Annotated in this window: 21 protein-coding genes and 2 pseudogenes; 12 read left to right on the forward strand and 11 right to left on the reverse strand. The window is 69.1% G+C overall.

Annotated features, from left to right (window positions below):
• Nucleotides 1-199 precede the first annotated feature (199 nt).
• From ACFY16_RS00455 to ACFY16_RS00465, 3 genes are read right to left on the reverse strand one after another with little or no spacing between them, the layout of a single operon-like run.
• A complete protein-coding gene (locus ACFY16_RS00455; protein WP_390644860.1) occupies nt 200-475 on the reverse strand; it encodes a helix-turn-helix domain-containing protein in 276 nt (91 codons plus the stop codon).
• Nucleotides 476-489: 14 nt separating this feature from the next.
• Nucleotides 490-828: a helix-turn-helix domain-containing protein gene (locus ACFY16_RS00460; protein WP_390644861.1), complete on the reverse strand. Its 339-nt coding sequence runs from the start codon at nt 826-828 to the stop codon at nt 490-492.
• On the reverse strand, nt 825-1,208 hold the full coding sequence (locus tag ACFY16_RS00465) for a type II toxin-antitoxin system RelE/ParE family toxin (protein WP_390644862.1): 384 nt from the start codon (nt 1,206-1,208) through the stop codon (nt 825-827). Before ACFY16_RS00465 ends, ACFY16_RS00460 begins: the two co-directional genes overlap by 4 nt.
• A 457-nt stretch (nt 1,209-1,665) precedes the next feature.
• On the opposite strand from ACFY16_RS00465, the pseudogene ACFY16_RS00470 reads away from it, so the two are divergent.
• Nucleotides 1,666-2,948 (forward strand): annotated as a pseudogene (locus ACFY16_RS00470) (tyrosine-type recombinase/integrase).
• A gap of 1,112 nt (nt 2,949-4,060) precedes the next feature.
• On the opposite strand, the gene ACFY16_RS00475 reads toward ACFY16_RS00470, so the two are convergent.
• A complete protein-coding gene (locus ACFY16_RS00475) occupies nt 4,061-4,624 on the reverse strand; it encodes a Uma2 family endonuclease (RefSeq protein ID WP_390644863.1) in 564 nt (187 codons plus the stop codon).
• A gap of 467 nt (nt 4,625-5,091) precedes the next feature.
• On the reverse strand, nt 5,092-5,958 hold the full coding sequence (locus tag ACFY16_RS00480) for a GntR family transcriptional regulator (RefSeq protein WP_390644864.1): 867 nt from the start codon (nt 5,956-5,958) through the stop codon (nt 5,092-5,094).
• 216 nt (nt 5,959-6,174) lie between these two features.
• Here ACFY16_RS00480 and ACFY16_RS00485 point away from each other — a divergent pair, with 216 nt between their 5' ends.
• The 5 genes from ACFY16_RS00485 (at nt 6,175) to ACFY16_RS00505 (ending at nt 10,863) form a co-directional block, all read left to right on the forward strand.
• Complete coding sequence (locus ACFY16_RS00485; RefSeq protein ID WP_390644865.1) at nt 6,175-6,507, forward strand: hypothetical protein; 333 nt, start codon at nt 6,175-6,177, stop codon at nt 6,505-6,507.
• Nucleotides 6,504-7,862 (forward strand): FtsK/SpoIIIE domain-containing protein, encoded by a 1,359-nt coding sequence (locus ACFY16_RS00490; protein WP_390644866.1) that lies wholly within the window; start codon nt 6,504-6,506, stop codon nt 7,860-7,862. The genes ACFY16_RS00485 and ACFY16_RS00490 overlap by 4 nt, the downstream gene beginning before the upstream one ends.
• A gap of 184 nt (nt 7,863-8,046) precedes the next feature.
• The gene (locus ACFY16_RS00495; protein WP_390644867.1) at nt 8,047-9,429 is read left to right on the forward strand and encodes a replication initiator; all 1,383 of its coding nucleotides are present in this window, start codon (nt 8,047-8,049) and stop codon (nt 9,427-9,429) included.
• A complete protein-coding gene (locus tag ACFY16_RS00500) occupies nt 9,422-9,607 on the forward strand; it encodes a helix-turn-helix domain-containing protein (RefSeq protein WP_390644868.1) in 186 nt (61 codons plus the stop codon). The genes ACFY16_RS00495 and ACFY16_RS00500 overlap by 8 nt, the downstream gene beginning before the upstream one ends.
• Nucleotides 9,607-10,863 (forward strand): tyrosine-type recombinase/integrase, encoded by a 1,257-nt coding sequence (locus ACFY16_RS00505; protein ID WP_390644869.1) that lies wholly within the window; start codon nt 9,607-9,609, stop codon nt 10,861-10,863. The genes ACFY16_RS00500 and ACFY16_RS00505 overlap by 1 nt, the downstream gene beginning before the upstream one ends.
• 88 nt (nt 10,864-10,951) lie before the next feature.
• Here ACFY16_RS00505 and ACFY16_RS00510 read toward each other — a convergent pair whose 3' ends face one another.
• The 3 genes and pseudogenes from ACFY16_RS00510 to ACFY16_RS00520 form a co-directional block, all read right to left on the reverse strand.
• Nucleotides 10,952-11,578: a DUF6928 family protein gene (locus ACFY16_RS00510; protein WP_390644870.1), complete on the reverse strand. Its 627-nt coding sequence runs from the start codon at nt 11,576-11,578 to the stop codon at nt 10,952-10,954.
• A gap of 18 nt (nt 11,579-11,596) precedes the next feature.
• A pseudogene (locus tag ACFY16_RS00515) lies at nt 11,597-12,046 on the reverse strand (NERD domain-containing protein); the annotation flags it as partial.
• Between the two features lie 92 nt (nt 12,047-12,138).
• Nucleotides 12,139-12,804: a DNA-binding response regulator gene (locus ACFY16_RS00520; protein ID WP_390644871.1), complete on the reverse strand. Its 666-nt coding sequence runs from the start codon at nt 12,802-12,804 to the stop codon at nt 12,139-12,141.
• A 72-nt stretch (nt 12,805-12,876) separates the two neighbouring features.
• Between ACFY16_RS00520 and ACFY16_RS00525 the strand changes: the two genes are divergently transcribed.
• Nucleotides 12,877-13,725 carry an aldo/keto reductase gene (locus tag ACFY16_RS00525; RefSeq protein WP_390644872.1) on the forward strand — a complete coding sequence of 283 codons (849 nt, stop codon included), beginning with the start codon at nt 12,877-12,879 and terminating at the stop codon, nt 13,723-13,725.
• Between the two features lie 35 nt (nt 13,726-13,760).
• Here ACFY16_RS00525 and ACFY16_RS00530 read toward each other — a convergent pair whose 3' ends face one another.
• Nucleotides 13,761-14,798, reverse strand: coding sequence for a hypothetical protein (locus ACFY16_RS00530; RefSeq protein ID WP_390644873.1), 1,038 nt, complete (start codon nt 14,796-14,798; stop codon nt 13,761-13,763).
• A gap of 421 nt (nt 14,799-15,219) precedes the next feature.
• Between ACFY16_RS00530 and ACFY16_RS00535 the strand changes: the two genes are divergently transcribed.
• Nucleotides 15,220-15,741: a hypothetical protein gene (locus tag ACFY16_RS00535; protein WP_390644874.1), complete on the forward strand. Its 522-nt coding sequence runs from the start codon at nt 15,220-15,222 to the stop codon at nt 15,739-15,741.
• Between the two features lie 132 nt (nt 15,742-15,873).
• On the forward strand, nt 15,874-16,491 hold the full coding sequence (locus ACFY16_RS00540; protein WP_390644875.1) for a class F sortase: 618 nt from the start codon (nt 15,874-15,876) through the stop codon (nt 16,489-16,491).
• A gap of 6 nt (nt 16,492-16,497) precedes the next feature.
• Here ACFY16_RS00540 and cpt read toward each other — a convergent pair whose 3' ends face one another.
• Together cpt and ACFY16_RS00550 are read right to left on the reverse strand one after the other, a co-directional pair.
• Nucleotides 16,498-17,061 carry a chloramphenicol phosphotransferase CPT gene (gene cpt, locus ACFY16_RS00545; RefSeq protein ID WP_390644876.1) on the reverse strand — a complete coding sequence of 188 codons (564 nt, stop codon included), beginning with the start codon at nt 17,059-17,061 and terminating at the stop codon, nt 16,498-16,500.
• Nucleotides 17,062-17,135: 74 nt separating this feature from the next.
• The gene (locus ACFY16_RS00550) at nt 17,136-17,918 is read right to left on the reverse strand and encodes a sulfite exporter TauE/SafE family protein (RefSeq protein WP_390644877.1); all 783 of its coding nucleotides are present in this window, start codon (nt 17,916-17,918) and stop codon (nt 17,136-17,138) included.
• A gap of 327 nt (nt 17,919-18,245) precedes the next feature.
• Here ACFY16_RS00550 and ACFY16_RS00555 point away from each other — a divergent pair, with 327 nt between their 5' ends.
• The 3 genes from ACFY16_RS00555 to nirD are packed head-to-tail and all read left to right on the forward strand — an operon-like array spanning nt 18,246 to nt 22,419.
• Nucleotides 18,246-19,463, forward strand: a complete 1,218-nt coding sequence (locus tag ACFY16_RS00555; RefSeq protein ID WP_390644878.1) for an NAD(P)/FAD-dependent oxidoreductase — start codon at nt 18,246-18,248, stop codon at nt 19,461-19,463.
• Nucleotides 19,463-22,072, forward strand: coding sequence for a nitrite reductase large subunit NirB (gene nirB / locus ACFY16_RS00560; protein WP_390644879.1), 2,610 nt, complete (start codon nt 19,463-19,465; stop codon nt 22,070-22,072). The genes ACFY16_RS00555 and nirB overlap by 1 nt, the downstream gene beginning before the upstream one ends.
• Nucleotides 22,069-22,419: a nitrite reductase small subunit NirD gene (gene nirD, locus ACFY16_RS00565; protein ID WP_351140479.1), complete on the forward strand. Its 351-nt coding sequence runs from the start codon at nt 22,069-22,071 to the stop codon at nt 22,417-22,419. Before nirB ends, nirD begins: the two co-directional genes overlap by 4 nt.
• Nucleotides 22,420-22,455 lie beyond the last annotated feature (36 nt).

Below are 22,455 nucleotides of genomic sequence, written 5' to 3' on the forward strand. Positions count from 1 at the left end.
ATAAGCCTTCTCCGGAGCTGGCCCACAAGCAGAATTGTGAACCAGGACCGGCGTCTCACCCGCCAGCACATAGTACGTGTGCAGGCCAGGCCGCTCCTACCTGCAAGTTTGCTGGTCAGCGGGCGTTTGACAGTCGCCGGATGTTCGTGCTCGTGCGCTGGAGTCTGCTGGTGTTGCCGTCGCTACTGCCGTCAGCGGTCTACACCGCCTGGGGAATTCCAGGAATTCCGAATGCATGTCTAGCGGCTTTGTCGTGCGGGGTGAGGCTGATGGTCAGGTCGGCGCCGAGAGCCTGAGCCAGGCGGCGCAGGAGGGGAAGCGTGGGCACGGTCCCGCCGCCTTCGAAGCGGGAGATCTGCGGCTGCTTCATCCCGCACCGCTCGGCCAGCTCGGCCTGGGACAGCCCGAGCTCGATGCGCCGGTCGTGGACGAGTTGCCCGAGCTCACGGGCGAGCGCGGAAGGCGGGTCCTGCATGGTTCCTCCCCGCCTCAGGCCGCTGGGGCGATGATGGTGACGGTGGGCTCGTCTCCGCCGGCGAGGTGCACGTCCACCGTGAGGTCCAGTGCGCGGGCCAGGCGCATGATGACCGCGATGGGCGGCAGCTCGGTGGCCGTCTCGATGCCTTCGATGTCATCGACGTCGACGTGCATGCGCTCGGCGAGATCGGCCTCGCTCAGACCCAGCTGCTTACGCCGGTCGTAGACGGCCTTGCCCAACGTCATGGCGAGGCCGGCCTCTTCGTAGACCCGGTCGTACTCGGGATCAGCGTCCAGGTGTTCGCCCAGCAGCTGGCGGTGGCGACGGGTCCTCCACTCGCTGTGGTTCATCGCATCTCCTTGAGGTCGCGGCTGTAGAGATCGTGCTCGGCGGCGGCTTCATGCTCTGCCTCGCACAATCGCTGTGCGGCGTGGGCGCGGTCCACTTCGGCCTGCTCGCGCATCTTGGTCTTGCGGAACACGGTGAGCAGCACGACACGTCGGCCGGGCGCCAGCCAGTAGGTGATCCGCTGATGGGCATCGCCCAGGCGGAAGCGCAGCTCGCGGAGCTTGCCGCCCAGGTGGCGGGAGTGCGGTTCGTCGAGCGTGGTGGGCTGCTCTGCGAGCAGGTCGGCGACGCGTTCGGCCTGCTTGTAGTGATGGGCGGGAAGGTTCTCCAGCCACAGCCGCACCTCCGGCTCGATCTCGATCGAGTACCGCCCGCTGCCCATAGCGCCGATGATATATGGCACGGAGTGCGAGAGCGCGAATACGTAGTTCAGGTCGTGTGCCGTCGCCGCGACCGCAGCCACTCCGGCGTCGCACACCCCCCTGCTTCCCCCTTCGTCCTGATGCCAGGCGCCGCCCGCAAACCAGCGGCAACCTGCCGAGGCGGTGCAGGGTCGGCTTCTTTCGGCAGGATCAGGCCCGAGCGGGAGAGGCAGCGTACGGCCGGGCTGGTGCGTCGCCCAGTCTGGCGGCGCGGGGCCGGGGCGGGAGGAGTCGGCCCCCGACGGGCGGCCGGGAGCTTCGCCCCCGCCGGAGGCAACGCCGACCACCGCCCTCGGCGAGTCCGGCAGCGAGCGTGAGGGTCGGTGCCTCCAGTAGCGCCTGATCGCGGGAGCAGACGGTGGGCCTTGTCGGCGACGGCGGCCAGCCCATGCGGGCGGTGCCCGCCTTGAACCTCGGATGACCACGCCCCGCGATACCCCCGCCTCCCGCCGCGTGCGCGCCAACGGCGACGGAACCGTCTACCAGCGCAAGGACAGCCGCTGGGAAGCCGCCGGATACGTCCTCGCCCCCGGCAACACCCGCAAGCGCGTGCACGTCTACGGCACCACCCGCAAAGCGGCCCTGGCCAAGCTCACCGAGAAGATTGCCACCAGCAACCGCGGCCTTCCCGTGCCCTCCGCGCAGGGCAACGTGGCCGCGTACCTGACGTACTGGCTGGAGGCCGTAGCCGTCCACCACCTCCGCGAGAACACCCACACGCGATACGCCGCCTGCGTCGACCGGTACCTCGTCCCCGGCCTGGGCAAGAAGAAGCTCACCAAACTCACGGCCAAGGACGTTCGCACCTGGCTCAACCAGCTCCGCACCACCTGCCAATGCTGTGCCCAAGGCATCGACGCCGCCCGCGATCAGCCCCGTTGCTGCGCCGCCGGAACCTGCTGCTCCAAGCTGCTCTCCCCACTGACGCTGACCTACATCCACTCCGTCCTCAAGTCCGCCCTGGAGCACGCCGTCCGCGAAGAAGAGATCCCCCGCAACGTCGCCCGCAACGTCCGCACCGGCACCCCACGGCCCCGACGCTTCGAACCCCTCACCACCGAGGAAGCACGCGAGTTCCTGGCAGCGGCCAACGGTCACCGGTTGCAGGCACTGTTCGAACTCGCCCTGCGCACCGCCTGCGCTGGGAAGACCTAGACCTCGCCGGCGGAACCGCCAGCATCCGCCGCACCCTCCAACGCACCAACTCCGGCGGCCTGACCACCCTCCCGACCAAGACCCGGAGCTCCGAACGGCGCATCGCCCTGCCGACGCCATGCCTCCGCTCCCTCGGACAGCACCACGACCAGCAGCACCACGAACACGAAGCGGCGGGCAAAGACTGGCAAGACAGCGGCTACGTCTTCACCCGGCCCAATGGTGCCCCCATCGAAGGGGCCACCCTCACCCGGCACTTCAACGCCCTACTCCAGCGGGCCGGGCTCCGCCGCATCCGGCTCCACGACCTCCGACACTCGGCGGCGACCCTCCTCCTGGAGCAGGGCGTGGAACTCGTCGTGATCAAAGAACTTCTCGGACACGCCCACATCGGCGTCACCGCCACCGTTTACGCCCACGTCCGGCTCCGCCTCCAGCGCGATGCCATCGACCTCCTCGGCCACGCCCTCCGCAACCCCAACGAGACCGCCACCCAGCCCGATGACGGCGACGAACTACCGCCTTGCGCCGCGCCCGTCCGCTGACGTTGCCGTCAACTACTGCCGTCAAGACCCCGAGAAGGCCCCGCTGGATGCTTCAGCGGGGCCTTCTCGTCTTGCGAGAGTGCCAGTTTTGGGGCTGTCAGCGCACCCTCTTCGTGCAAACACAAGTCCTGCACGCGGACAAGGTTGCGGCGGTTATGACGTCCTCCGCAAGAAACGTAGCCGCTCTGCGGCGAGATGCCTGACCCGTCTCGTCCGTCCTGATTGACTCAACTGCTCCAAAACCCCCGGTGATGTTGATTCCTTAGAGGCTCGACGCTGCAGCCAGTCAGACCATTCTGAAACCTGATCAGGCACGAGAGAGTATTCCATCCCTAGCTCACCACTCACGGCCTCCAGAATTCGAATTTCACGCATGCGCAGAACGACCAACGAATGCCTTTCCCTCACCGATATCCTATCGACCCAGAGAATCCTCTCGGGCGCTGGAACTCGCTCCAGCATCTCCAGGACTACCGACGCGGCGATCGACGGATCAGGCTCTACTCCAACGATCTCCATGAGCCGACCCCACTCGACCGGTGAATCCATCATCCGTCGGTAAACTTCCCAGCGCGCATGCCCACTAGACAGGTCAACGTTTTCGATACCTGCGCGACGAGCAATGTCCAGAATGACGGATCTCCAGTCGGAGAAGTTAGGGACATCCACTGCCGCCAGCCAATCTGTATGCAGCCATGCTTTTTCTAATACCCTTGCGGATACTTCCCAGGTTGTTATCGATGACGCGCTGCTGATCTTTGGTCAGCTGGATATTGGCATCCAGCGGTTTGCCATTCTGCCCGATCTGTATGCCATCCCCCTTGATCCCCGGTCCGATCAAGTGCCCGTGCGCGGGACCATGATCATTGGAGTAAATCTGAAACCGGTACTTCCCATCCCGAAAGACCGTGCCAGAGAAGGAGGCAGGATCGTCCCCACCCGCATCATGCACGAGAACCGGAGTTTCGCCCGCGAGGACATAGTACGTGTGCTGGACGGGCCCTTGTCACCTGCGTTTTCGCAGGTCAGCGCCGGTCTGCTAGTCCGTGGAAGTCCGATGGTGTACGCCGTTGACGGGTCCGGTTGCCGTCAGCGTTGCCGTCAGACGGCGTCTACTGCCGGGAGAGTCCGGCCGGATCGATTGCAACAGGGAACGGGGCATCCAAGTGGGTGGCTGCGCCCGCGAGTGCGGTCGTCCGCTCCACGTACCGGCCGCCTTCCAGTTCGTAGACGACGAGCATGGGCGCGGGGTCGAACTCGAGTCGCCAGAAGTGCGGGATGGCGGCCTCGGCGTAGAGCATCGGCTTGAACTTGCGGTCCACGGTGCTGTTGCCGGGAGAGACGAGCTCGACCACGAGCTGTACGCCGTCGGCGTCGACGCTGACGCCGTCCTCGGCGGTCGCGCCGGCGTCGGTCACTACGAGGTCGGGGACTACGAGGCCGGAGGGCAGGATGACGTTGATGGCTTCCAGGACCTCGACCGGTGCCTTGGCGGCTGTGGCCGCCGCGTGGAGGATCATGGCGAGCCGGAGCGAGGCCCGCTGGTGGCGGATGCCGGGTGCGGGGGACATTACGAGGGACTCCCCCAGCAGTTCGTAGCGCATGGCGCGGTCTTCGGGCAGGGCGAGGACGTCGGCGACGGTCCAGGGCCCTGTGTGGTCGATGGCAACGCTCATATCCCTTTCACCTCCTCGTCCGCCCGGCAGCCGCGGGGTGCCCCGGCAGGCGGTACACGGCCAGCATAAGGGCGCTCTCATCTGCTGACACGGGCTTTCGCTGTCACGAGCGAGACCCCGAACGCGCATGCTGCCAGACTCTTTGCCGGTGACGGCATCGGCATGGCTCGCACACGGCTGACCTGGTCTGCCGAGCGCTGGTGAGTCGGGAGGACCCTGCGGTCTGCAGGCTGTTCCGGGGTGCTGGTTTTGCGCGGCCAGGGGCCGGGTTCGGGTGAGCGGGGCGGCGCCGTAGCGGCCGGGCCCGCGCACCGGCCGCGCGCGGGTCCGCGTCAGCGGGCCCGCCTTGAAACCGTATAGAAATTATCGACGCAACCCCACCCCAGCAGACCCCTGACCAGCCAGAACGCGACCCTCAGCCGGTGACCGTGCCCGTGGTGGAGCTGTCCGGCCCGGTCCTGTCGGGGTCAGTCGCGGGTGTGCTTATCTTCGAGGCGGTCGAGTCGTTCGCGGAGTTCCTGGATCTGGCCGAGGGCATCCTCGAGTGCGTCGGCGAGCACGTCCATGCGGACGCGGGCCTGCATCTCCTCGGGGCTGGGGCCGGTGAAGACCTCCAGGGTCCCCGCTGCCCCCTGTCCTGGTCCGGGGCCGATGACGGTGACTTCCTCGACTCTCATCCCACCGTGAGCGGTGGGGATGCCTCGGCGGACGCGGGCGGCCTTGTGCTCCATGATCAGCAGGTTCAGCGCCTGCTGCGCGGTCCGTACATCCGTGCCGAGGAGGCCGGCCGTGGTCTCGGCGGTGAGTTCCGTGCCCTCGGCGAGAGTGCCGTCGTCGATCTTCCGGGTCAGGGCGGCGTGGGCGAGCCGGTTGGCCATGGCCGGGTCATCGGCGTGCTGGACGTGGACGTCGGCGGTGTTCTCGTCGCGGCGGAGCCAGTGGTCGTCGACGAGCCGGTCCAGGGCGGCGTCGACGACAGTGACGGGTGCCTCGTACTGGTCGGCCAGCTGCTGCCGGGACGGGATCTTCGCGCCGGGGGTGAGGTGGCCTTGGCGGACGAGGCGTTCGAGGTCGGTGGTGATGGTCTCGTAGGCGTGGCCGAAGTCGCTGCGTGAGCTGACAAAGGTGCCCTTGCCAGGACGCGAGACAGCCCAGCCCTCGTCCCGGAGAAGGCCCATGGCCTTCTGCACGGTCAGGCTGGAGGCCCCGTACTGCTTCATCAGCTGGGACTGCGACGGCAAGGCCGCGCCCGGGGCCAGGGCGTGATCACGGATCTGCTGTCTCAGGTCCTCCGCGATCCGCTCGAACGCCAGCAGGGTCCCGTCACCAGACACCAACCGAACCGCCTTCCGTACCTGCTCGATCCGCCGGCCTTTCCGGCGCCCGGAGACCTCCCAGGCTACCGGGCTCAGGGATGGGGTCGAACCTGGAAGGTAGGGATGGAGTTGGATGGGCTCGGATCGGATGCTATAGATGTACCTGCCGATCACCCCACCACTGGTGACCAGGCCGTTCATGCCCGCACCCCCGTCCCGAAGGATCTCCCTTTCATGCGTGTCATCCCTGTCGACACCAGCAACGCCGCGCTGATGCTCGGCGCCGTCCGCCCCAAGGTGAAGGACCGGCAGACCGGCGAGATAGCCGTCGACCGCGACAGCGGGACCCCCCTCGTCCTCGCCGACGTCATGTTCGTCCTCGACGGACGCGCCGAAATGATCACCGTCACCCTCCCGGAGACCGGCATCGCCAAGAACGCCCTCCCCGGCACCGCCGTCACCATGACCGGACTGTGCGCCGCACCGTGGGAATCGGTCTTCAACGGCCAGGCCCGCCACGGCATCGCCTACCGCGCCACCGCCGTCAGCGCCAAGGCGGCCCGATGACCGAAACGATCACCCTGCTCCACCAGATAGCCGACCTCGATCCCGCCACCGTCAGCCGCCAGCTCCTCACCACCGTCGCAGCCCTCGGCGGCACGGTGTTCGCCTGCCGGTCCGCGTGCACGACCGCCCGCTGGCTCCGCGCGGATACGGAGACCCGGGCCAGCCTGAAGCAGGCCCGCCGCATCCGCCGCTCCTGGCGCCGCCTCGCCCCGATGACCGGCCTCACCGTCACCGAACCCGCCCCCAAGGTCCAGGCCGACGGCCGACCCCTGGAGCCGAAGGTGCGCCTGCCCCGCATCAAGCTGACAGCCGACCAGTTCGGCGTCACCGTCACCGCCACCACCCTCCCGAGGGTCGGCCTGGAGGCATGGCAAGACGCCGCCGACGACCTGTGCAACGCCTGGAGCATGCGGCGCGTCAAGATCAGCCAGCCGAGGCCCGGCACCGTGATCGCACGCGGCTTCCGCCGCGAACCCCTCGACACCCCACTCCCCTCTCCCCTCCTCAGGGAGGACGGGGCGCCGGCCGTAGCGCCAGGGTCGCTGTCGTGCCGGGACGATGTGCTGCTCGGCTGGGACGAGGACGGCAATGCTGTCCGCCTCAACCTCGCCACCGGCGCCCACGGCCTGATCGCCGGAGTCACCCGCTCCGGCAAGTCCGTGACCGTCAACACGCTCCTCGCACACGCCTCCCTCATGCGCGACGTACAACTCGTCGTCATCGACCCGAACCTGGCCGCCGCCGCACCCTGGTGGACCCCCGCCCACCGCGTCAGCGACGCCACCCACCCCGATCAGGCATCCGAACTCCTCGCCGAGATCCGGGAGGAGATGCACCGCCGCGAGAACCTGTTCTGGTCAGCGCGCACGGACCGCATCACCGGCTTCAGCCCGGAACTCCCGCTGCTGATGGTGGTGATCGACGAGGTCGCCCACTACACCCGCCACACCGACCGCAAGGCCCGCGAGCACTTCGAAGCTCACCTCCTCGCCATCGCCTCCCAAGGCGCCAAATACGGGGTCCGGCTGTGGCTGATCACCCAGAAACCCTCCGCGGACGTACTGTCCACCGCGCTACGGACCAACCTGTCCGCGCGGATCTGCCACCGTGTCGACACCACCGAGGACTACCTCCACCTCTTCCCCGACGGCCGCGACCTCGACATCACCGCCGCCGACCGCACCCTCCCGGCCGGTGTCGCCATCACCTCGGTCACGGGCATGCCCACGCCAGTACGGATGCGGGCGGTGCACCTGCCCACCGAAGCGTGCTGGCGCATCAACGACACCCTCACCGCCGCAGACCATCAAGTCCGGCCGCTTCCCGGCACCACGGACTTCACCAAGGCCGCGTAGCCCTTCCAGGGCCTCCGCCCTGACGATCCTGGCGCTCTCCGCCACGTCACGCCCCCACTCCAACCGTCCGGCAGGGACTCCGCAGGCGTCCCGTCGCCTGGTCCCTGCCGGGCCAGTGGCCCGCTGCTTCCTCTCTTCTGCTGTCTTCTCGCCGCAGTGCCATGTGCCGTGCGGCAGAAAGGCCATGCCCACATTGACCACGCGCACCACCGTCCCGTCCCTTGAGGCCAACCCGACATCTGCTTTCGCCCCGTTCGCCTCCACGGCCGCCGCTGGGAGGCTTCCCGGTCTCGTCCGCCAGCTTGCCGGGCTCGGCGGATGTGCCCAGCCCGTCCGTCTCGACGGCTACCGCACCGAAGTTCACCCCACCACCGGCGAAATCCTCCGCCACCTCGACTCCGCCGACCTCCCCGCCGGACAGCTGCTGATGCGCTGCGGCAACCGCCGCACCACCCGCTGCCCCGCCTGCGCGGAGATCTACCGCCGCGACACCTACCAGCTCATCTCCGCCGGCCTCCGCGGCGGCAAGACCGTCCCCGACACCATCGCCACCCACCCCCGCGTCTTCGCCACCTTCACCGCCCCCTCCTTCGGCCCCGTCCACAACCGCCCAACCCGTCCTGGTAGCAAGGCCATTCAGCGGTGCCGCTGCGGCCACGGTGAGGACGACTCCCGGCTCGGCTCGCCGCTGGATCCGGAACGGTACGACTACCAGGGCGCGGTGCTGTGGAACGCGCACGCACCAGCTCTCTGGTCCCGCTTCATCCTGAACCTTCGTCGTGAAGTGGCCCGCATCGGCGGTCTCACACAGCGGGCCCTCGCCTCGGTGGTGAAGGTGTCGTACGCGAAGGTCGCCGAGTACCAGAAACGCGGCTTGGTCCACTTCCACGCCGTCATCCGCCTCGACGGACCCGACACCACAACCCCACCACCGGCCTGGGCCACCACCGCGATGCTCACCGACGCAATACGCACGGCTGCCGCCCGGACCACCGTCAGTAGCCCCGAACTGGACGGCAGCAACTACGAGTTCGCGTTCGGCGATCAGCTGGACGTACGGCCGATCCGCAGCGGCGACTTCAACGACGGCGGGAAGATCACGGACAAGGCCGTCGCCGCATACATCGCGAAGTACGCCGCCAAGGGCGCCGAAGGCGCCACCGGCACCCTCGACCGCCGCCTCCGCCTCATCGCCGAACTCCCCGCCTACCGCATCCCCGTACATGCGGAGCGAATGATCCGCACCGCCTGGCAACTCGGCGCCCGCCGCGACCTCGAACACCTCAAACTCCGCGCCTGGGCCCACATGCTCGGCTTCCGCGGCCACTTCTCCACCAAGACCCGCCAGTACTCCACCACCCTCACCCAACTCCGCGAGGCACGCACCGACTACCAGCGCACCCTCAACGCCACGCCCGGGTCCGGTCCGAAGGAGGAGTCGACGCTGGTGCTCTCGCACTGGGTGTACGCCGGAACCGGCCTCACCCCCGAACTCGACCACCTCGCCGCGCTGGTTACGCCACCAACAGCAGCGGCATCTGGAATGGGGGTGCGGGGTGGTGCGTGACAGCGAACTCCTCACCGTTCCCGACGTCATGGCCCACCTGAAGGTCGGCCGCTCCGCCGTCTACGACCTGATCCGTAGCCGTCAACTGGCCTCGATCACGATCGGCCGGGCACGACGCATCCCCGCCCACGCTCTCGCCGACTTCATCCACACCCGCCTCGACCAGGAAGCCGCCTGATGCCGTCTCCGCGCCCCGTCCGCAAGTCTCGCGCCAACGGCGAAGGCACCGTCTACCAGCGCAAGGACGGCCGCTGGGAAGCGGCAGGCTACGTCCTAACCACCAACGGCACGAGGAAACGTACCCGCGTCTACGGGGCCACGCGCAAGGAGACCATGGGCAAGCTGACCGAGCGCATGGCCGCCAGTAACCGCGGCCTCCCAGCACCGGCTGCCGACTGCACCATCGAGGTGTACCTCCAGCGCTGGCTCGACAACATCGCCGTCCACCAGCTCCGCGAGACCACCCACACCCGCTACCGCACCACCGACCGCCTCTACATCACCCCGATCCTGGGCAAGAAGAAGCTCGGCAGGCTCACCACCAAGGACGTCCGCACCCTCCTCGACCAGCTCCGCACCCAGTGCCAGTGCTGCACCCGCGGACTCGACACTCAGGGCCTCTGCTGCTCGACCGGAGCATGCTGCGGCAAACGGCTCTCACCCCTGACCGTCAGCTACGTGCACTCCGTCCTGAAGTCCGCACTCCAGCACGCCGTCCGTGAAGACGAGCTCCCACGCAACGTCGCCCGGAACGTACCCGCCGGCACACCACGCCCCAAGCGCACCGAACCCCTCACCGCCACCGAGGCCCGCCAACTCCTCCAGGCCGCCGAAGGCCACCGCCTCCACGCACTCTTCGAACTCGCCCTCCACACCGGACTACGCAAGGGCGAACTCCTCGGCCTCCACTGGACCGACCTCGATCTGGAGACTGGGACCGCCAGCATCCGCCGCACCCTCCAGCGCACCAGCAGCCGGGGCCTGAGCACCCTGCCGACCAAGACGACCAGCTCCGAACGCCGCATCACCCTGCCCGCCGCCTGCATACGCTCGCTGCAGGCCCATCGGCGGCGGCAGGACCAGGAACGGGCGGCTGCCGGGGACAGGTGGCAGGAGAGCGGCTATGTGTTCACCACGCCCACTGGCCGTCCCATCGACCCCACCAACCTCACCCGCGCCTTCACCACTCTCCTCAACCGCTCGGGCCTCCGCCGCATCCGGTTCCACGATCTTCGCCATACCGCTGCGACGCTCCTCTTGGAGCAGGGTGTGGAACTCGTCGTGATCAAGGAGCTCCTCGGGCACGCCCACATCGGCGTCACCGCCGCCGTCTACGCCCACGTCCGCCCCCGCCTCCAACAAGCTGCCATCACCACCCTGAGCAACGCCCTCAGCGCTGACACCGCCCCCAGCGGCACGACTGCCACCCCCTGACGCTGCACCGCCTCCAGAAACGCCGACGGCCCCACGAGCTACCTCGTGGGGCCGTCGGCGTCCGGCTGCGTTGCCGTCAGCGTTGCCGTCAAGAAGGTTCGAAGACCGGAATCTCGACCTCTTCGGGATCTACGCAGAGATCATCTTCTGCCCCTTCAAGGATGAAGCCGAAAAAGTATCGGAGAGCCTCATTCCCCAGGTCGATTGGATGGAACGGAAGTCGATAGCTCCTCGTCTGAACCGGGCGCTGACCATCCCAGAAGGGCTGCTCGAATGGAAACTTCTGCCCCACATCCTCGATCACTCCTGATCCCGGACTCAGACTTACTGCCCGAAGGAGCCCAGTCGGGGACCAAGCAAGAATCGAAGCCCAATCCTCGGAACTCTCCATGCATACCGCATAAGCGCTCCTCTTTCCAGCCAAGCGGGCAGCCTGACTCACGAGGTCGCTTGGATGATCCCGAGCTATCTTGCGCGAGCAGACAACGTCAAAGCGTGGAAAACTCGCCACACACGCCGCCCCGTCCTCCGGCCAGACAGCCAGGTCTAGTGGAAGTACGCCCGCCTCACGAGGAGTGCCCCCCAGGAACCTCGCTGCCAGGTCCAGTGACCTGGTCCGATCCCACCCGACAGCACCACGGAAGAGACCTTCCGGGCGCTCATCCGTGAGCACCAGAATGGCAGCCTTAGATCCCATCGGAACCTCCGAACACATTACTGTCTGCTTGGAATTTCACGGTCCGCAATCGGGGCAATGCCACAGATCCACCTCCACCTTCATGGTGACATTACTCCCCTTCTTCAGTCCTGGGAGCCTGCTCGTGTTCAGAGTTGCCCCACCGTGACCGAGTTCGGCGTATCCAAGCCTCTGGTTGTCAGTCAGGGACGCTCCGCGCCCGGTCTTGACTTCCACTGCCACCCAGTTTCCCGATGGATCTTGGGCAACGAAATCCGCGCGGAAAACGTCACCTTGGCTATTCTTGAATCGCACCTCTCTGGTGATATTCGTGTAGCCCGAGGTCTGAAGCCGGTCCAGTGTGGCACTTTCTCCCATCGCGCCATGCGGAATCCCGGTGATGGGACATTCTCCGGCGTTGTGAACCAGAACTGGCGTGGTGCCGGCGAGCACATAGTACGTGTGGACATCGCTGACGGTCAGGTCATATGTCACCTGCTGCTGGGTGATCAGCTCATGGCGAGGCCTTGTTCGTGCCACCGTGCAGCGCTGACAGCAGGCAGAGGTCCGTGTGCCGCGACGTCACTGGCAGGGGTTGATCACCCGCGGGTCAGGCCCAGCTCGCCCGCGCGTATGCCGGCCTGGAAACGCGAGTCCGCGCCGAGAGCGACGAGAAGTTCGGCGACCCGGCGGCGGTAGGTGCGCAGCGACATTCCGAGTTCTCGTGCGGCTGCCTCGTCGGTGACACCGGAGCCCAGTGCCCGCAGGACCGTGCGGGCGTGAGCATCCAGTCGGGGGCGATCGGAGCCGAGGAAGACCTCGAGATCGGCGGCGGCCTCCCAAGCGGCTTCGAACAGCGCATAAGCCCCGCCGACCAGCACGGGCGCGGCACTCATGGAGTACTGGCGGTGCCTGCCGACGCCCGGCTCGGCGGTCGCGGGCTCGGTGAGGATCATGGTCCGCCGGTCGATGAACATCATTCCCTGGGGCAACGGTGCGGCGGCGATACGAACCTGGAAGCCCTGGGCGGCCATCTCACGCAAGGTCTCCCGGTCGCGCTCGTCGACGAGCACGGCAGGGCTGAACAGCTTGCGGGCCAGACCCGCTCCGCCGTGCCGTGCCCGGAGGTGGGCACTCTCACGAGCGCCGGGCCAGGTGTCGAGATCGCGAGCAATGTTGACGAACTCCGTGGTAACGGCTCTTACGATCGGTTTCAGCCGGGCCTGGAGTTCAAGATCGCCGCGGAGCGTCGTGATCTCTGCCATATGTCCATTATGGCGTTGGCAGCAAACTGCCAACAGCTCGCCTGTACGCATCGGGCCCAGCACGCTGGACCCATGAACGCCTCCTTCCGCCTCGGCGGCGACCTGACCGTCGACCGTCTCGGTTTCGGTGCCATGCGCCTGCCGTCCCAGCAGGGCATGTTCGGCCCCGCCCGCGACCCCGAGACCAGCCGTGCCGTGCTGCGCCGCGCCGTCGAGCTCGGCGTCAACCACATCGACACCGCCGACTTCTACTTCAGCGACGACGGAAAGGTCCGCGCCAACACCCTGATCCGCGAGGCCCTCCACCCGTACCCGTCCGACCTGGTCATCGCCACCAAGGTGGGCCCCCACGTCCGCCTTGACGGCATCTCCGCGGCTCCCCCGGACGACATACGTGGCCTGGTCGAGGCCAACCTCGAAAGCCTGGCAGTGGACCGCCTCGACCTGGTCTACCTGCGCATCGGCCTCATGGAACCGCCGCACGGAGAGTCCCTCGCCGCACGCTTCGAGGCGCTCGCCGCACTGCGCGAGGAGGGCCTGATCCGCCACCTCGGCCTGAGCAACATCGACGCCGACCACCTCGCGGAGGCCCGCGCCATCGCACCCGTCGTGGCCGTGCAGAACCAGTACCACGTCGACCGGCGCGACGACGCGGACCTTCTGGCCGCCTGCGAGGATCTGGGCATCGCCTTCGTCCCCTTCTTCCCGGTCGGTGGCGGTCGGGACCTCAGCGACGAGCGGCTGGCCAAGGTCGCGGCACGGCACGGCGCCACCGTCCCCCAGATCGGCCTGGCCTGGTTGCTCGCCACCTCCCCGGTCACCTTGGCCATCCCGGGTACGGGGTCCATCGCGCACCTGGAGGACAACACCGCCGCCGGCTCGATCACCCTCACCGAGGAAGACCTGACGGACCTCGCCTGAACATCACCAACAAGGTAGGCGGGGCCGTGCTCCGCCTACCCGCTGATGTCGGGGTTGCTCGCCATGATGTCCTCGGCGGTTTGCCAGAGGCGGGGCAGGAACCGGGTGACCGCTTCGGCGCGGTGGAGGAGGTCTTCGGTCGAGCTGATGCCGAGGTCGGTGACGGCTGCCTGGAATGCCGGGGCGAGGGCATGGTGCAGTTCGGGGGCGTCCGCGGCCAGGACGGTGTGGCAGCGGGCGAAGGTCGCGATGATCCAGAAGACGGCTTCGTGGTGGTCGCCGCGGTCGATGAGGTCCTGGCTGCCGTCGATCGCGATCGGCCGTGCGGGCGGGGTGATGTCGCTGCTGAAGAAGAACGGGGTCTTCGCGACCTCGGCGGCGGCATCAAATGCCTTGGTGAGTTCGCGCAGATGGTGCTGGATGCGTCGGGCGGGCAGGTTCCGGCAGCCGAGGAGGTCCAGCAGTTCCGGGTAGAGGCCGAGGCGTCCGTAGTCGGTGAGGACCTCGCGGGCGGCCAGGTAGCGCAGGCGCACGGTGGGGTTGCGCAGGGCGGCGACCAGAAGCACATGGGTGGTCACGCCGGTGGGGAACAGCCAGGACAGCACCTGTTCGTGGAACGGCGCCGCGGCGTCGATCGCCGCAAGTCGGGTTTCGATCCGGTGGCGGGCGTCCTGGCATCTGCGGCGGACCCAGGGTCGAGCCGCGAAGTGGCCCGAGACGTGTGCCCGCAGTGTGCGCAGGTGACCGGTGGGATCATCGATGATCGTGTCGGTGCGGAAGCTGCCGGCCAAGTGATACGAGGCGAGGACGTCGTCGGCGGAGACGAGCTGTGCCCAGGGCAGGTAGCTGACTTCCAGCAGTGTGTCGCGGTAGCGGAGCTTGCCCGGTTTGGCGGGCGGCTCGTCCTCGGCGGTGATGACGACGATGTCGATGTCGGAGGAGGGCGGCAGCTCGGCGTCGTCCGGGAGCCCGACTGTCGAGCCGCTGAAATACGCCCCGCGAAAGACCGCATCGGAGCGGGCATGCCGGGCGACCCATTCGGCCGCGATGGAACGTGCCGGCCCCAGCTTCACCACACATCTCCCCCTGGCGACGAGTGCATGATCTTCATTGTTCCAGTGTGCTGCGTCCGGCAGTTGCAAGGCGCAGCGACCGCTGAAACTCTCGTTCGACGCTATGGCGACGCCGAGCACCACCGAGGCAGCATGGCTCACCACGGTCGCCCCCGTCGCCTCACCCGTTCACCCCCGCGCCGTGCGCCCTTCGGGTTTCTTCCGCGGGCCGCCCGCCCTACGCCCCTGACCTGCTGAAACAGCCCGGGACGGCGGTCTGCGGCGGGTCTCCTGACACCCATTCATACTATTTTTGACGCTTTCTCAGGGAGCGCGTTCGTCCCGCTGCCACTTACCTCGGAAGTGCAGGGGCACGACCGACGCAGCGGCACTTGGGGGTGTCGCGGGCCGTCGCCCCGTCGATGAGCTCGAGGGAGCAGCGATGCGACGAACCGCCCGTCTGCTGACCGGCACCGCGCTGGCCGCCGTCGCCGCGGGCGGGGTCGCCGCACCCGCGTACGGCGGCGACACCGCCGGCCTGGAGGTGTACCCGTCCACCGCGGTGCCGGGCGACCTGGTGACGGTGAACACGGCGGCATGCGGCAACGGCGGTTCGGCGACCGCCGACGCGAGCGCGGTGGGCGCCGGGCAGTTCACGCTGGCCCCCAGTGCGCACGAGGACGACGCGATCGGGCAGTTCCGGGTGCCGCCGAGCGCGCAGCCGGGGACGTACGAGATCGTCGCGACGTGCGCCGACGGCGGCCGGCAGGTCAAGGGTGACCTGACGGTCACCCTGGCCGCCCTGCACGGGCAGTCGCAACCGAGAGGAAGCGTGAAGACGGGGGTCGGCGGCGCACTTGGCCCCGACCCCGTACAGACCGCGGCAGGCGTGGCGGCTCTTGCCGTCGCCGCCGCGGGCGGTACCTGGCTCCTGCATCGCCGGGCGAGAGGCGACGGGATCTGACGGACACCCTCCGCTGTCCGTCCGCCGGTACCGCATCCCCTCCCCCTCCGGGTCCGACGCCCCTCGCGACCCGGAGGGGGCACGGGGCCCACTTCCGAAGAGGAGGAAGAGGGAGAGGAAGAGGAGGCTGGCATGCGCAGGGTCGGCAACAGTGCCATAGCGACCGTCACCGTGGTCGCGCTCTGCTCGGGCGTGTGGCTGCTGCACGACGCGGCCGGGAGCGCCCCGCCGCAGCCGTCCGCCGCGCAGGCGCACGCCGACCTGAGCGCGGAAGGCGCCGCCGCCCCCGCGCTGCCGCCGTCGCCGCCCGACCGCATCCGTATACCGTCGATCCGCGTGAACGCCCCGCTGATGGGTCTCGCGCTCACGAGCAGCGGCAGCCTCGACGTCCCGCCCGCGGGGGAAAAGAACCTCGCCGGCTGGTACGAGGCCGGCACCACACCCGGCGAGACCGGCACCGCGATCGTGGCCGGCCACGTCGACAACGCCGACGGCCCCGCCGTCTTCTACGACCTCGGCGCCGTGAAGAAGGGCAGCACCATCGAGGTGGACCGGCGGGACGGCAGCGTGGCGCTCTTCACCGTCGACGCGGTGGAGGTGTACGAGGCGAAGGACTTCCCGGACAAGAAGGTGTACGGGGCGGCGAAGCGGCCCGAGTTGCGCGTGATCACCTGCGGTGGGGGCTACTCACGGAGCACCGGATATCAGGGGAACGTGGTCGTCTTCGCGCATCTCACGGACAGCCGCTGAGCGCGGTCACCCCACCCGAGCGGCAGCGTCATCGGCGGCAGCAATGGCAGCGGCAATGATCCGCGCACACACCAGGGACTCGGTGTGTGTGGTGTCCACCTCCAGGTCGTAGACCACACCCTTGTGGACGAGTTCCGCCTGCGACGCGGCCATCCCCGGGACCCGGTCTCCCCGGACGATCTCGCGGCCCTCGGCGACCTCGCCCTCGCAGCGGACGCCGACCCACAGCACGTCCAGTCCGGTGAGGGGCTCCCGCCACCGGTCCTGGGACGCGGCTCCGCCGAGGAAGACGTCGTCGATGATGACCTTGGCGCCCGCCCGGACCGTCGCGGCGACCCCCGCCCGCCACGCCGCCTCCAGCGCCTGGAACTGCGGCCCGATGTTCACCCCGCCGTCCGGGGCGAACTCGATCCCGGCCGCCGACGTCTTCAGGGACGCGGGCATCGCGTCGACCAGCGAGTCGATCCCGGCGGTCAGCCACGGCTCCGGCAGGACGGCCTGCAGACACCGGGCGATCCCGGACTTGCCCGAGCTGGAACCACCGTTCAGCACGATCACTTGAGTTGTCACCGCGCCACTGTAGAAGCACCCTCCGGCAAGACCCCACCGGATTTCCGCCGGGCAGGCCGGGTACGCCGAGTGCGTCAGGCCACCCACTGCTCGTACGCCAGCTTCGCCACCAGTGCGAACACCACCGTCAGCAGCACGACCCGGACGAAGCCGCTGCCCTGCTTCAGGGCTGTGCGGGCCCCGAGTGTGCCGCCGGCCAGGTTGAACACGGCCATGAGGCCGGCCAGTTGCCACAGCACCGTGCCCTGCCAGGCGAACATCGCGAGGGCGCCCGCGTTGGTGCAGCAGTTGACGATCTTGGCGGTGGCCGAGGCGGTCACCAGGTCGAGATGCAGGACCGCGGTGAGGGCGAGGACCAGGAACGTACCGGTGCCGGGGCCGATGAGACCGTCGTAGAAGCCGATGCCCAGACCCGCGAGGCCGATCGCGGCGAGGACGCGGCGGCGGGTGGCCGGGCCGACGGCCGGGGCCGTGCCGAAGGCGGGGCGCAGGATCACGAAGGCGGCGACGCCGAGCAGCACCACCATGATCACCGGCTTGAGGACCTCGGTGCTCATCCCGGCCGCGAAGAAGGCCCCGGCGGAGGACCCGGCGAGGGCGGCGAGGCCGATACGGACAGCCGTGCGCACGTCCACGGGGGCCTTGCGGGCGTACGTCACCGCCGCCCCCGACGTGCCGACGATGGCGACTGCCTTGTTGGTGCCGAGCGCGTACGCGGCCGGGGTGCTCGTCGGGAGCCCGAGCAGCAGCGCCGGGAGGAGCAGGAGACCGCCCCCGCCGACCACCGCGTCGATCCAGCCGGCCGCGAGGGCGGCGAGGCAGAGGACGGCGAGCGTGGTCAGCGATATGTCGGGCATGATCGCGACCCTAGGTACGGGATACGTGCGCCGTCCATGTACCTGAGCGTTTTCTGAGGTACGGCCACTCCGACCCACCCCCGGGACGCCCGCCGAACCCCCTCACAGCCCACTCCGGCCCATCCGCCTACCCCTCACAGCCCACTCCGGCCCATCCGCCGAACCCCTCACAGCCCACCCCGGCGCATCCGCCGAACCCCTCACACCCCGCCCTCGGCGCGCGCCCCGAACCCTCACACCACCGCCCCGCCCCCGCTGAGGGCAGCGTTCCTCGCGGGAAACAGATGTGATGCGGCCGGGTAACACCCGCATCGCACGCTCCTAGACATGACCTCGAATACGCGTGTGGTGGTGATCGGCGCCGGCCTCGCGGGCGTACATCTCGCCCGGCGGCTCGGTGAGCTCGGCACGCCCGCGCTGGTCGTCGGTGAGGAAGAGCACCGCCCGTACAACCGGGTCCTGCTCGCCGAGGTGCTGGCCGGACGTTACGAGCCGGAGGTGATCTCCCTCCCGGCCCCGCCGGAGCTGGTCCGCGCCCAGGTCACCGGAATCGACCGCGCCGCCCGGATCGTGCACTGCGCGGACGGCCCGGAGATCGCATACGACACGCTGGTCCTGGCCACCGGTTCCAACCCGGTTCTGCCGCCCCTGCGTGGCCTGTTCACCCCCGACCACGAACTGCCCGAGGGGGTCCACGCGTTCCGCACCATGGACGACTGCCTGGGCCTGTCGAAGGCCGTACGGCCGGGCGTGCGGGCGGTCGTCATCGGCGGCGGTCTGCTGGGGGTGTCCGCGGCCCGCGCGCTCGCCGTGCGCGGCGCGCAGGTCGTCCTCGCCCAGCAGGCCGAGCGGCTCATGGAGCGCCAGCTCGACCCGGGTGCGTCGAAGCTCGTCCTGCGGCATCTGAAGGACCTCGGCGTCGAGGTGCACACCGAGTGCCGCGTACGGGACGTGCGCTGCGTCGGCGGCGCGGTCCGCTCGGTGGAGATGGCCGACGGATACGCGCTCGACGCCGACCTCGTGGTGCTGGCCTGCGGGGTCCACCCGCGCGCCGGCCTCGCCAAGGAGGCCGGGCTCGCCGTCCACAAGGGCATCCTGGTCGACGACGAACTGCGTACGTCCGACCCGCACATCCGCGCCATCGGCGACTGCGCGCAGCACGACGGCACGACCTACGGCCTCGCCGCCCCCGCCCTCGAACAGGCCGATGTGCTGGCCGAGCTGCTCGCCGGCGACGCGAACGCCCGCTACACCGGCACCCGTTCCCTGACCCGGCTCACCATGACCGGGCATGACTCCCCCTTCGACCTGGCCGCGTTCGGCGAGACCGAACCGCGCCCCGGCGACGACTTCATCCAGCTCGCGGACGCCACCCGCGGCACCTACCGCAAGGTCGTCGTCCGCGACGACCGCCTGGTCGGCGGGGTCCTCGTCGGCGAACTCGGCACCGTCGGCGCGCTGGCGCGCGCCTGGGAGGGAGCAGAGCCGCTCCCCACGGACGGCGCACCACTGCTCCACCTGCTCACCAACGATGGAGGCTCCTGATGACCACGACCGCAATTGCTGGGGACCAGCCCCGCCCCACGATCGTGCTCGTCGGCCATGGCATGGTCGGCCAGCGCTTCCTCGAAGCGCTCGCCGAGCGCGGCATGACCGCCACGCACCGCGTGGTCGTGCTGTGCGAGGAGCCGCGTCCCGCGTACGACCGCGTCCAGCTCACCTCGTACTTCTCGGGCAGGACGCCCGAGGACCTGTCCATGACCGACATGCAGTTCATCGCGGACCACGGCATCGAGCTGCGCATCGGTGACCCCGCGGAGACGATCGACCGTGACGGGAAGCGGGTGACGGCCCGCTCCGGGCTGACCGTCGACTACGACGTCCTCGTCCTGGCCACCGGCTCCTACCCGTTCGTGCCGCCCGTCCCCAACAAGGACGCCGAGGGCTGCTTCGTCTACCGCACCATCGAGGACCTCCTCGCGATCGAGGAGTACTCCAAGTCGCGGGCGACGACGGGTGCCGTGGTGGGTGGCGGTCTGCTCGGCCTGGAGGCCGCGGGCGCGCTCAAGGGCCTCGGCCTCGACGCGCACATCGTGGAGTTCGCGCCGCGTCTGATGCCGGTGCAGGTCGACGACGGCGGCGGCGCGGCGCTGCTGCGCACCATCGAGGAGATGGGGCTGTCCGTCCACACCGGTGTGGGCACCCAGGAGATCGTGGTCGGCGAGGACGGCGCGGTCACCGGCATGAAACTGTCCGACGGCTCCGAACTCGCCACCGACATGGTGGTGTTCAGCGCCGGTGTCCGCCCCCGCGACCAGCTCGCCCGCGACTGCGGTCTGACGGTCGGCGAGCGCGGCGGCATCTCGGTCGACGAGCAGTGCCGCACGGTCACCGACCCGCACGTGTTCGCGATCGGCGAGTGCGCGCTGGCGGCGGACGGCCGGGTGTACGGCCTGGTCGCCCCGGGTTACGAGCAGGCGGAGACGGCGGCCGCGACGATCGCCGCCGACGAGGCGTCCTTCACCGGCGCCGACCTGTCCACCAAGCTGAAGCTGCTCGGCGTGGACGTGGCGTCGTTCGGCGACGCGCACGGCACGGCCGAGGACTGCCTGGACGTCGTCTACTCGGACTCCCGCGCGGGCCTGTACAAGAAGCTGGTCATCGGCCGGGACGGCACCCTGCTGGGCGGCATCCTGGTCGGCGACGCGGACGCGTACGGCACGCTGCGCGCGTTCACCGGATCCGTCCCGCCCGTCTCGCCCGAGCAGCTGGTGCTGCCGGCCGGTGCGGGAGCCCCCACCCAGCTCGGGCCGTCCGCACTGCCGGACGAGGCGGTCATCTGCTCCTGCCACAACGTCACCAAGGGCACGATCCGCGGCGCGGTCACGGACCACCAGTGCACGACCGTGCCCGAGGTGAAGAAGTGCACCAAGGCCGGTACGGGCTGCGGCAGCTGCGTCAAGGTGCTCGGCCAGCTCGTCACGGCGGAGCTGGAGGCGAGCGGCGTCGAGGTCGACAAGGGCCTGTGCGGCTGCTTCGCCCAGACCCGCGAGGAGCTCTACGAGATCGTCCTCGCCCTGCGCATCAACTCCTACCAGGACCTGCTGGACCGCTACGGCCGCGAGGGCGCCCGGGGCGGCGACGGCTGCGAGACCTGCAAGCCCGCGGTCGCCTCGATCATCGCCTCCCTCGCCCCGACGATCGGCGCGAACGGCTACGTCCTGGAGGGCGAGCAGGCGGCCCTGCAGGACACCAACGACCACTTCCTCGCCAACCTCCAGAAGAACGGCTCGTACTCGATCGTGCCACGCATCCCGGGCGGCGAGATCACCCCCGAGAAGCTCATCGTGATCGGCGAGGTGGCCCGCGACTTCGGCCTCTACACGAAGATCACCGGCGGCCAGCGCATCGACATGTTCGGCGCGCGGGTCGAGCAGCTCCCGCTGATCTGGGCGCGGCTGGTGGACGCGGGCTTCGAGTCCGGGCACGCGTACGGAAAGTCGCTCCGCACGGTCAAGTCCTGCGTGGGCCAGACCTGGTGCCGCTACGGCGTCCAGGACTCCGTGCGCATGGCGATCGACCTGGAGCTGCGCTACCGGGGACTCAGGTCCCCGCACAAGCTCAAGTCGGCCGTGTCGGGCTGCGCCCGCGAGTGCGCGGAGGCCCAGTCGAAGGACTTCGGCATCATCGCCACCTCCAACGGCTGGAACCTCTACGTCGGCGGCAACGGCGGCGCGACCCCGCGCCACGCGGACCTGCTCGCCCAGGACCTGTCCGACGCCGAACTGATCCGCCTGATCGACCGCTTCCTGATGTTCTACATCCGCACCGCCGACCGCCTGGAGCGCACGTCGACCTGGCTGGAGCGGATCCCCGGCGGCCTCGACCACATCCGGGACGTGGTGGTGGAGGACTCCCTCGGCATCTGCGAGGAACTGGAGTCGCTGATGGCCGCGCACGTCGCCGCCTACCGCGACGAGTGGGCGGAGACCATCAACGACCCCGAGAAGCTGGCCCGGTTCGTGTCCTTCGTCAACGCGCCCGACACCCCCGACCCGGTGGTCGGCTTCGTCCCCGAGCGCGACCAGATCAAGCCCGACCTGCCGCTGCTGACCATCGGCACGCGACCCCTGGAAGGAAGCGCCCAGCGATGACCCTGGCACCCGAGACGACCGACCTGAAGATCCAGCTCCGCCTGGAGGACTCCTGGTTCACGGTCTGCGATCTGACCGCGCTGACCCCCGGCCGGGGCGTGGCGGCCCTCCTGCCCGACGGCCGGCAGATCGCTCTGTTCCGCGACCGGGCCGGGCAGCTGTACGGCATCGACAACCGCGACCCGTTCAGCGGCGCGGCAGTCCTCTCCCGCGGCCTGACCGGCACCCACCAGGGCCGCCCGTTCGTCGCCTCGCCCCTGCTCAAGCAGCGCTTCGACCTGCTGTCCGGGCAGTGCCTGGACGACGAGACGGTGCGGGTTGCGACGTACGAGGTGCGGGCGGCCTGAGGCCGTCGGCGCCGGACCGGAACGGAACGGAACGGA

It is taken from the genome of Streptomyces sp. NPDC001315 (assembly GCF_042896175.1).
In the GTDB taxonomy this organism is placed as follows: Bacteria; Actinomycetota; Actinomycetes; order Streptomycetales; family Streptomycetaceae; genus Streptomyces.

Coding starts and splice junctions, on each gene's coding strand:
- ACFY16_RS00460 (WP_390644861.1), bottom strand. CDS start 828: ATGAACCACAGCGAGTGGAGGACCCGTCGCCACCGCCAGCTGCTGGGC.
- ACFY16_RS00455 (WP_390644860.1), bottom strand. CDS start 475: ATGCAGGACCCGCCTTCCGCGCTCGCCCGTGAGCTCGGGCAACTCGTC.
- ACFY16_RS00495 (WP_390644867.1), top strand. CDS start 8,047: ATGCCCACATTGACCACGCGCACCACCGTCCCGTCCCTTGAGGCCAAC.
- ACFY16_RS00510 (WP_390644870.1), bottom strand. CDS start 11,578: ATGTGTTCGGAGGTTCCGATGGGATCTAAGGCTGCCATTCTGGTGCTC.
- nirB (WP_390644879.1), top strand. CDS start 19,463: ATGACCACGACCGCAATTGCTGGGGACCAGCCCCGCCCCACGATCGTG.
- ACFY16_RS00540 (WP_390644875.1), top strand. CDS start 15,874: ATGCGCAGGGTCGGCAACAGTGCCATAGCGACCGTCACCGTGGTCGCG.
- ACFY16_RS00485 (WP_390644865.1), top strand. CDS start 6,175: ATGCGTGTCATCCCTGTCGACACCAGCAACGCCGCGCTGATGCTCGGC.
- ACFY16_RS00520 (WP_390644871.1), bottom strand. CDS start 12,804: ATGGCAGAGATCACGACGCTCCGCGGCGATCTTGAACTCCAGGCCCGG.
- ACFY16_RS00475 (WP_390644863.1), bottom strand. CDS start 4,624: ATGAGCGTTGCCATCGACCACACAGGGCCCTGGACCGTCGCCGACGTC.
- ACFY16_RS00535 (WP_390644874.1), top strand. CDS start 15,220: ATGCGACGAACCGCCCGTCTGCTGACCGGCACCGCGCTGGCCGCCGTC.
- ACFY16_RS00490 (WP_390644866.1), top strand. CDS start 6,504: ATGACCGAAACGATCACCCTGCTCCACCAGATAGCCGACCTCGATCCC.
- ACFY16_RS00505 (WP_390644869.1), top strand. CDS start 9,607: ATGCCGTCTCCGCGCCCCGTCCGCAAGTCTCGCGCCAACGGCGAAGGC.
- ACFY16_RS00555 (WP_390644878.1), top strand. CDS start 18,246: ATGACCTCGAATACGCGTGTGGTGGTGATCGGCGCCGGCCTCGCGGGC.
- ACFY16_RS00525 (WP_390644872.1), top strand. CDS start 12,877: ATGAACGCCTCCTTCCGCCTCGGCGGCGACCTGACCGTCGACCGTCTC.
- nirD (WP_351140479.1), top strand. CDS start 22,069: ATGACCCTGGCACCCGAGACGACCGACCTGAAGATCCAGCTCCGCCTG.
- ACFY16_RS00550 (WP_390644877.1), bottom strand. CDS start 17,918: ATGCCCGACATATCGCTGACCACGCTCGCCGTCCTCTGCCTCGCCGCC.
- ACFY16_RS00465 (WP_390644862.1), bottom strand. CDS start 1,208: ATGGGCAGCGGGCGGTACTCGATCGAGATCGAGCCGGAGGTGCGGCTG.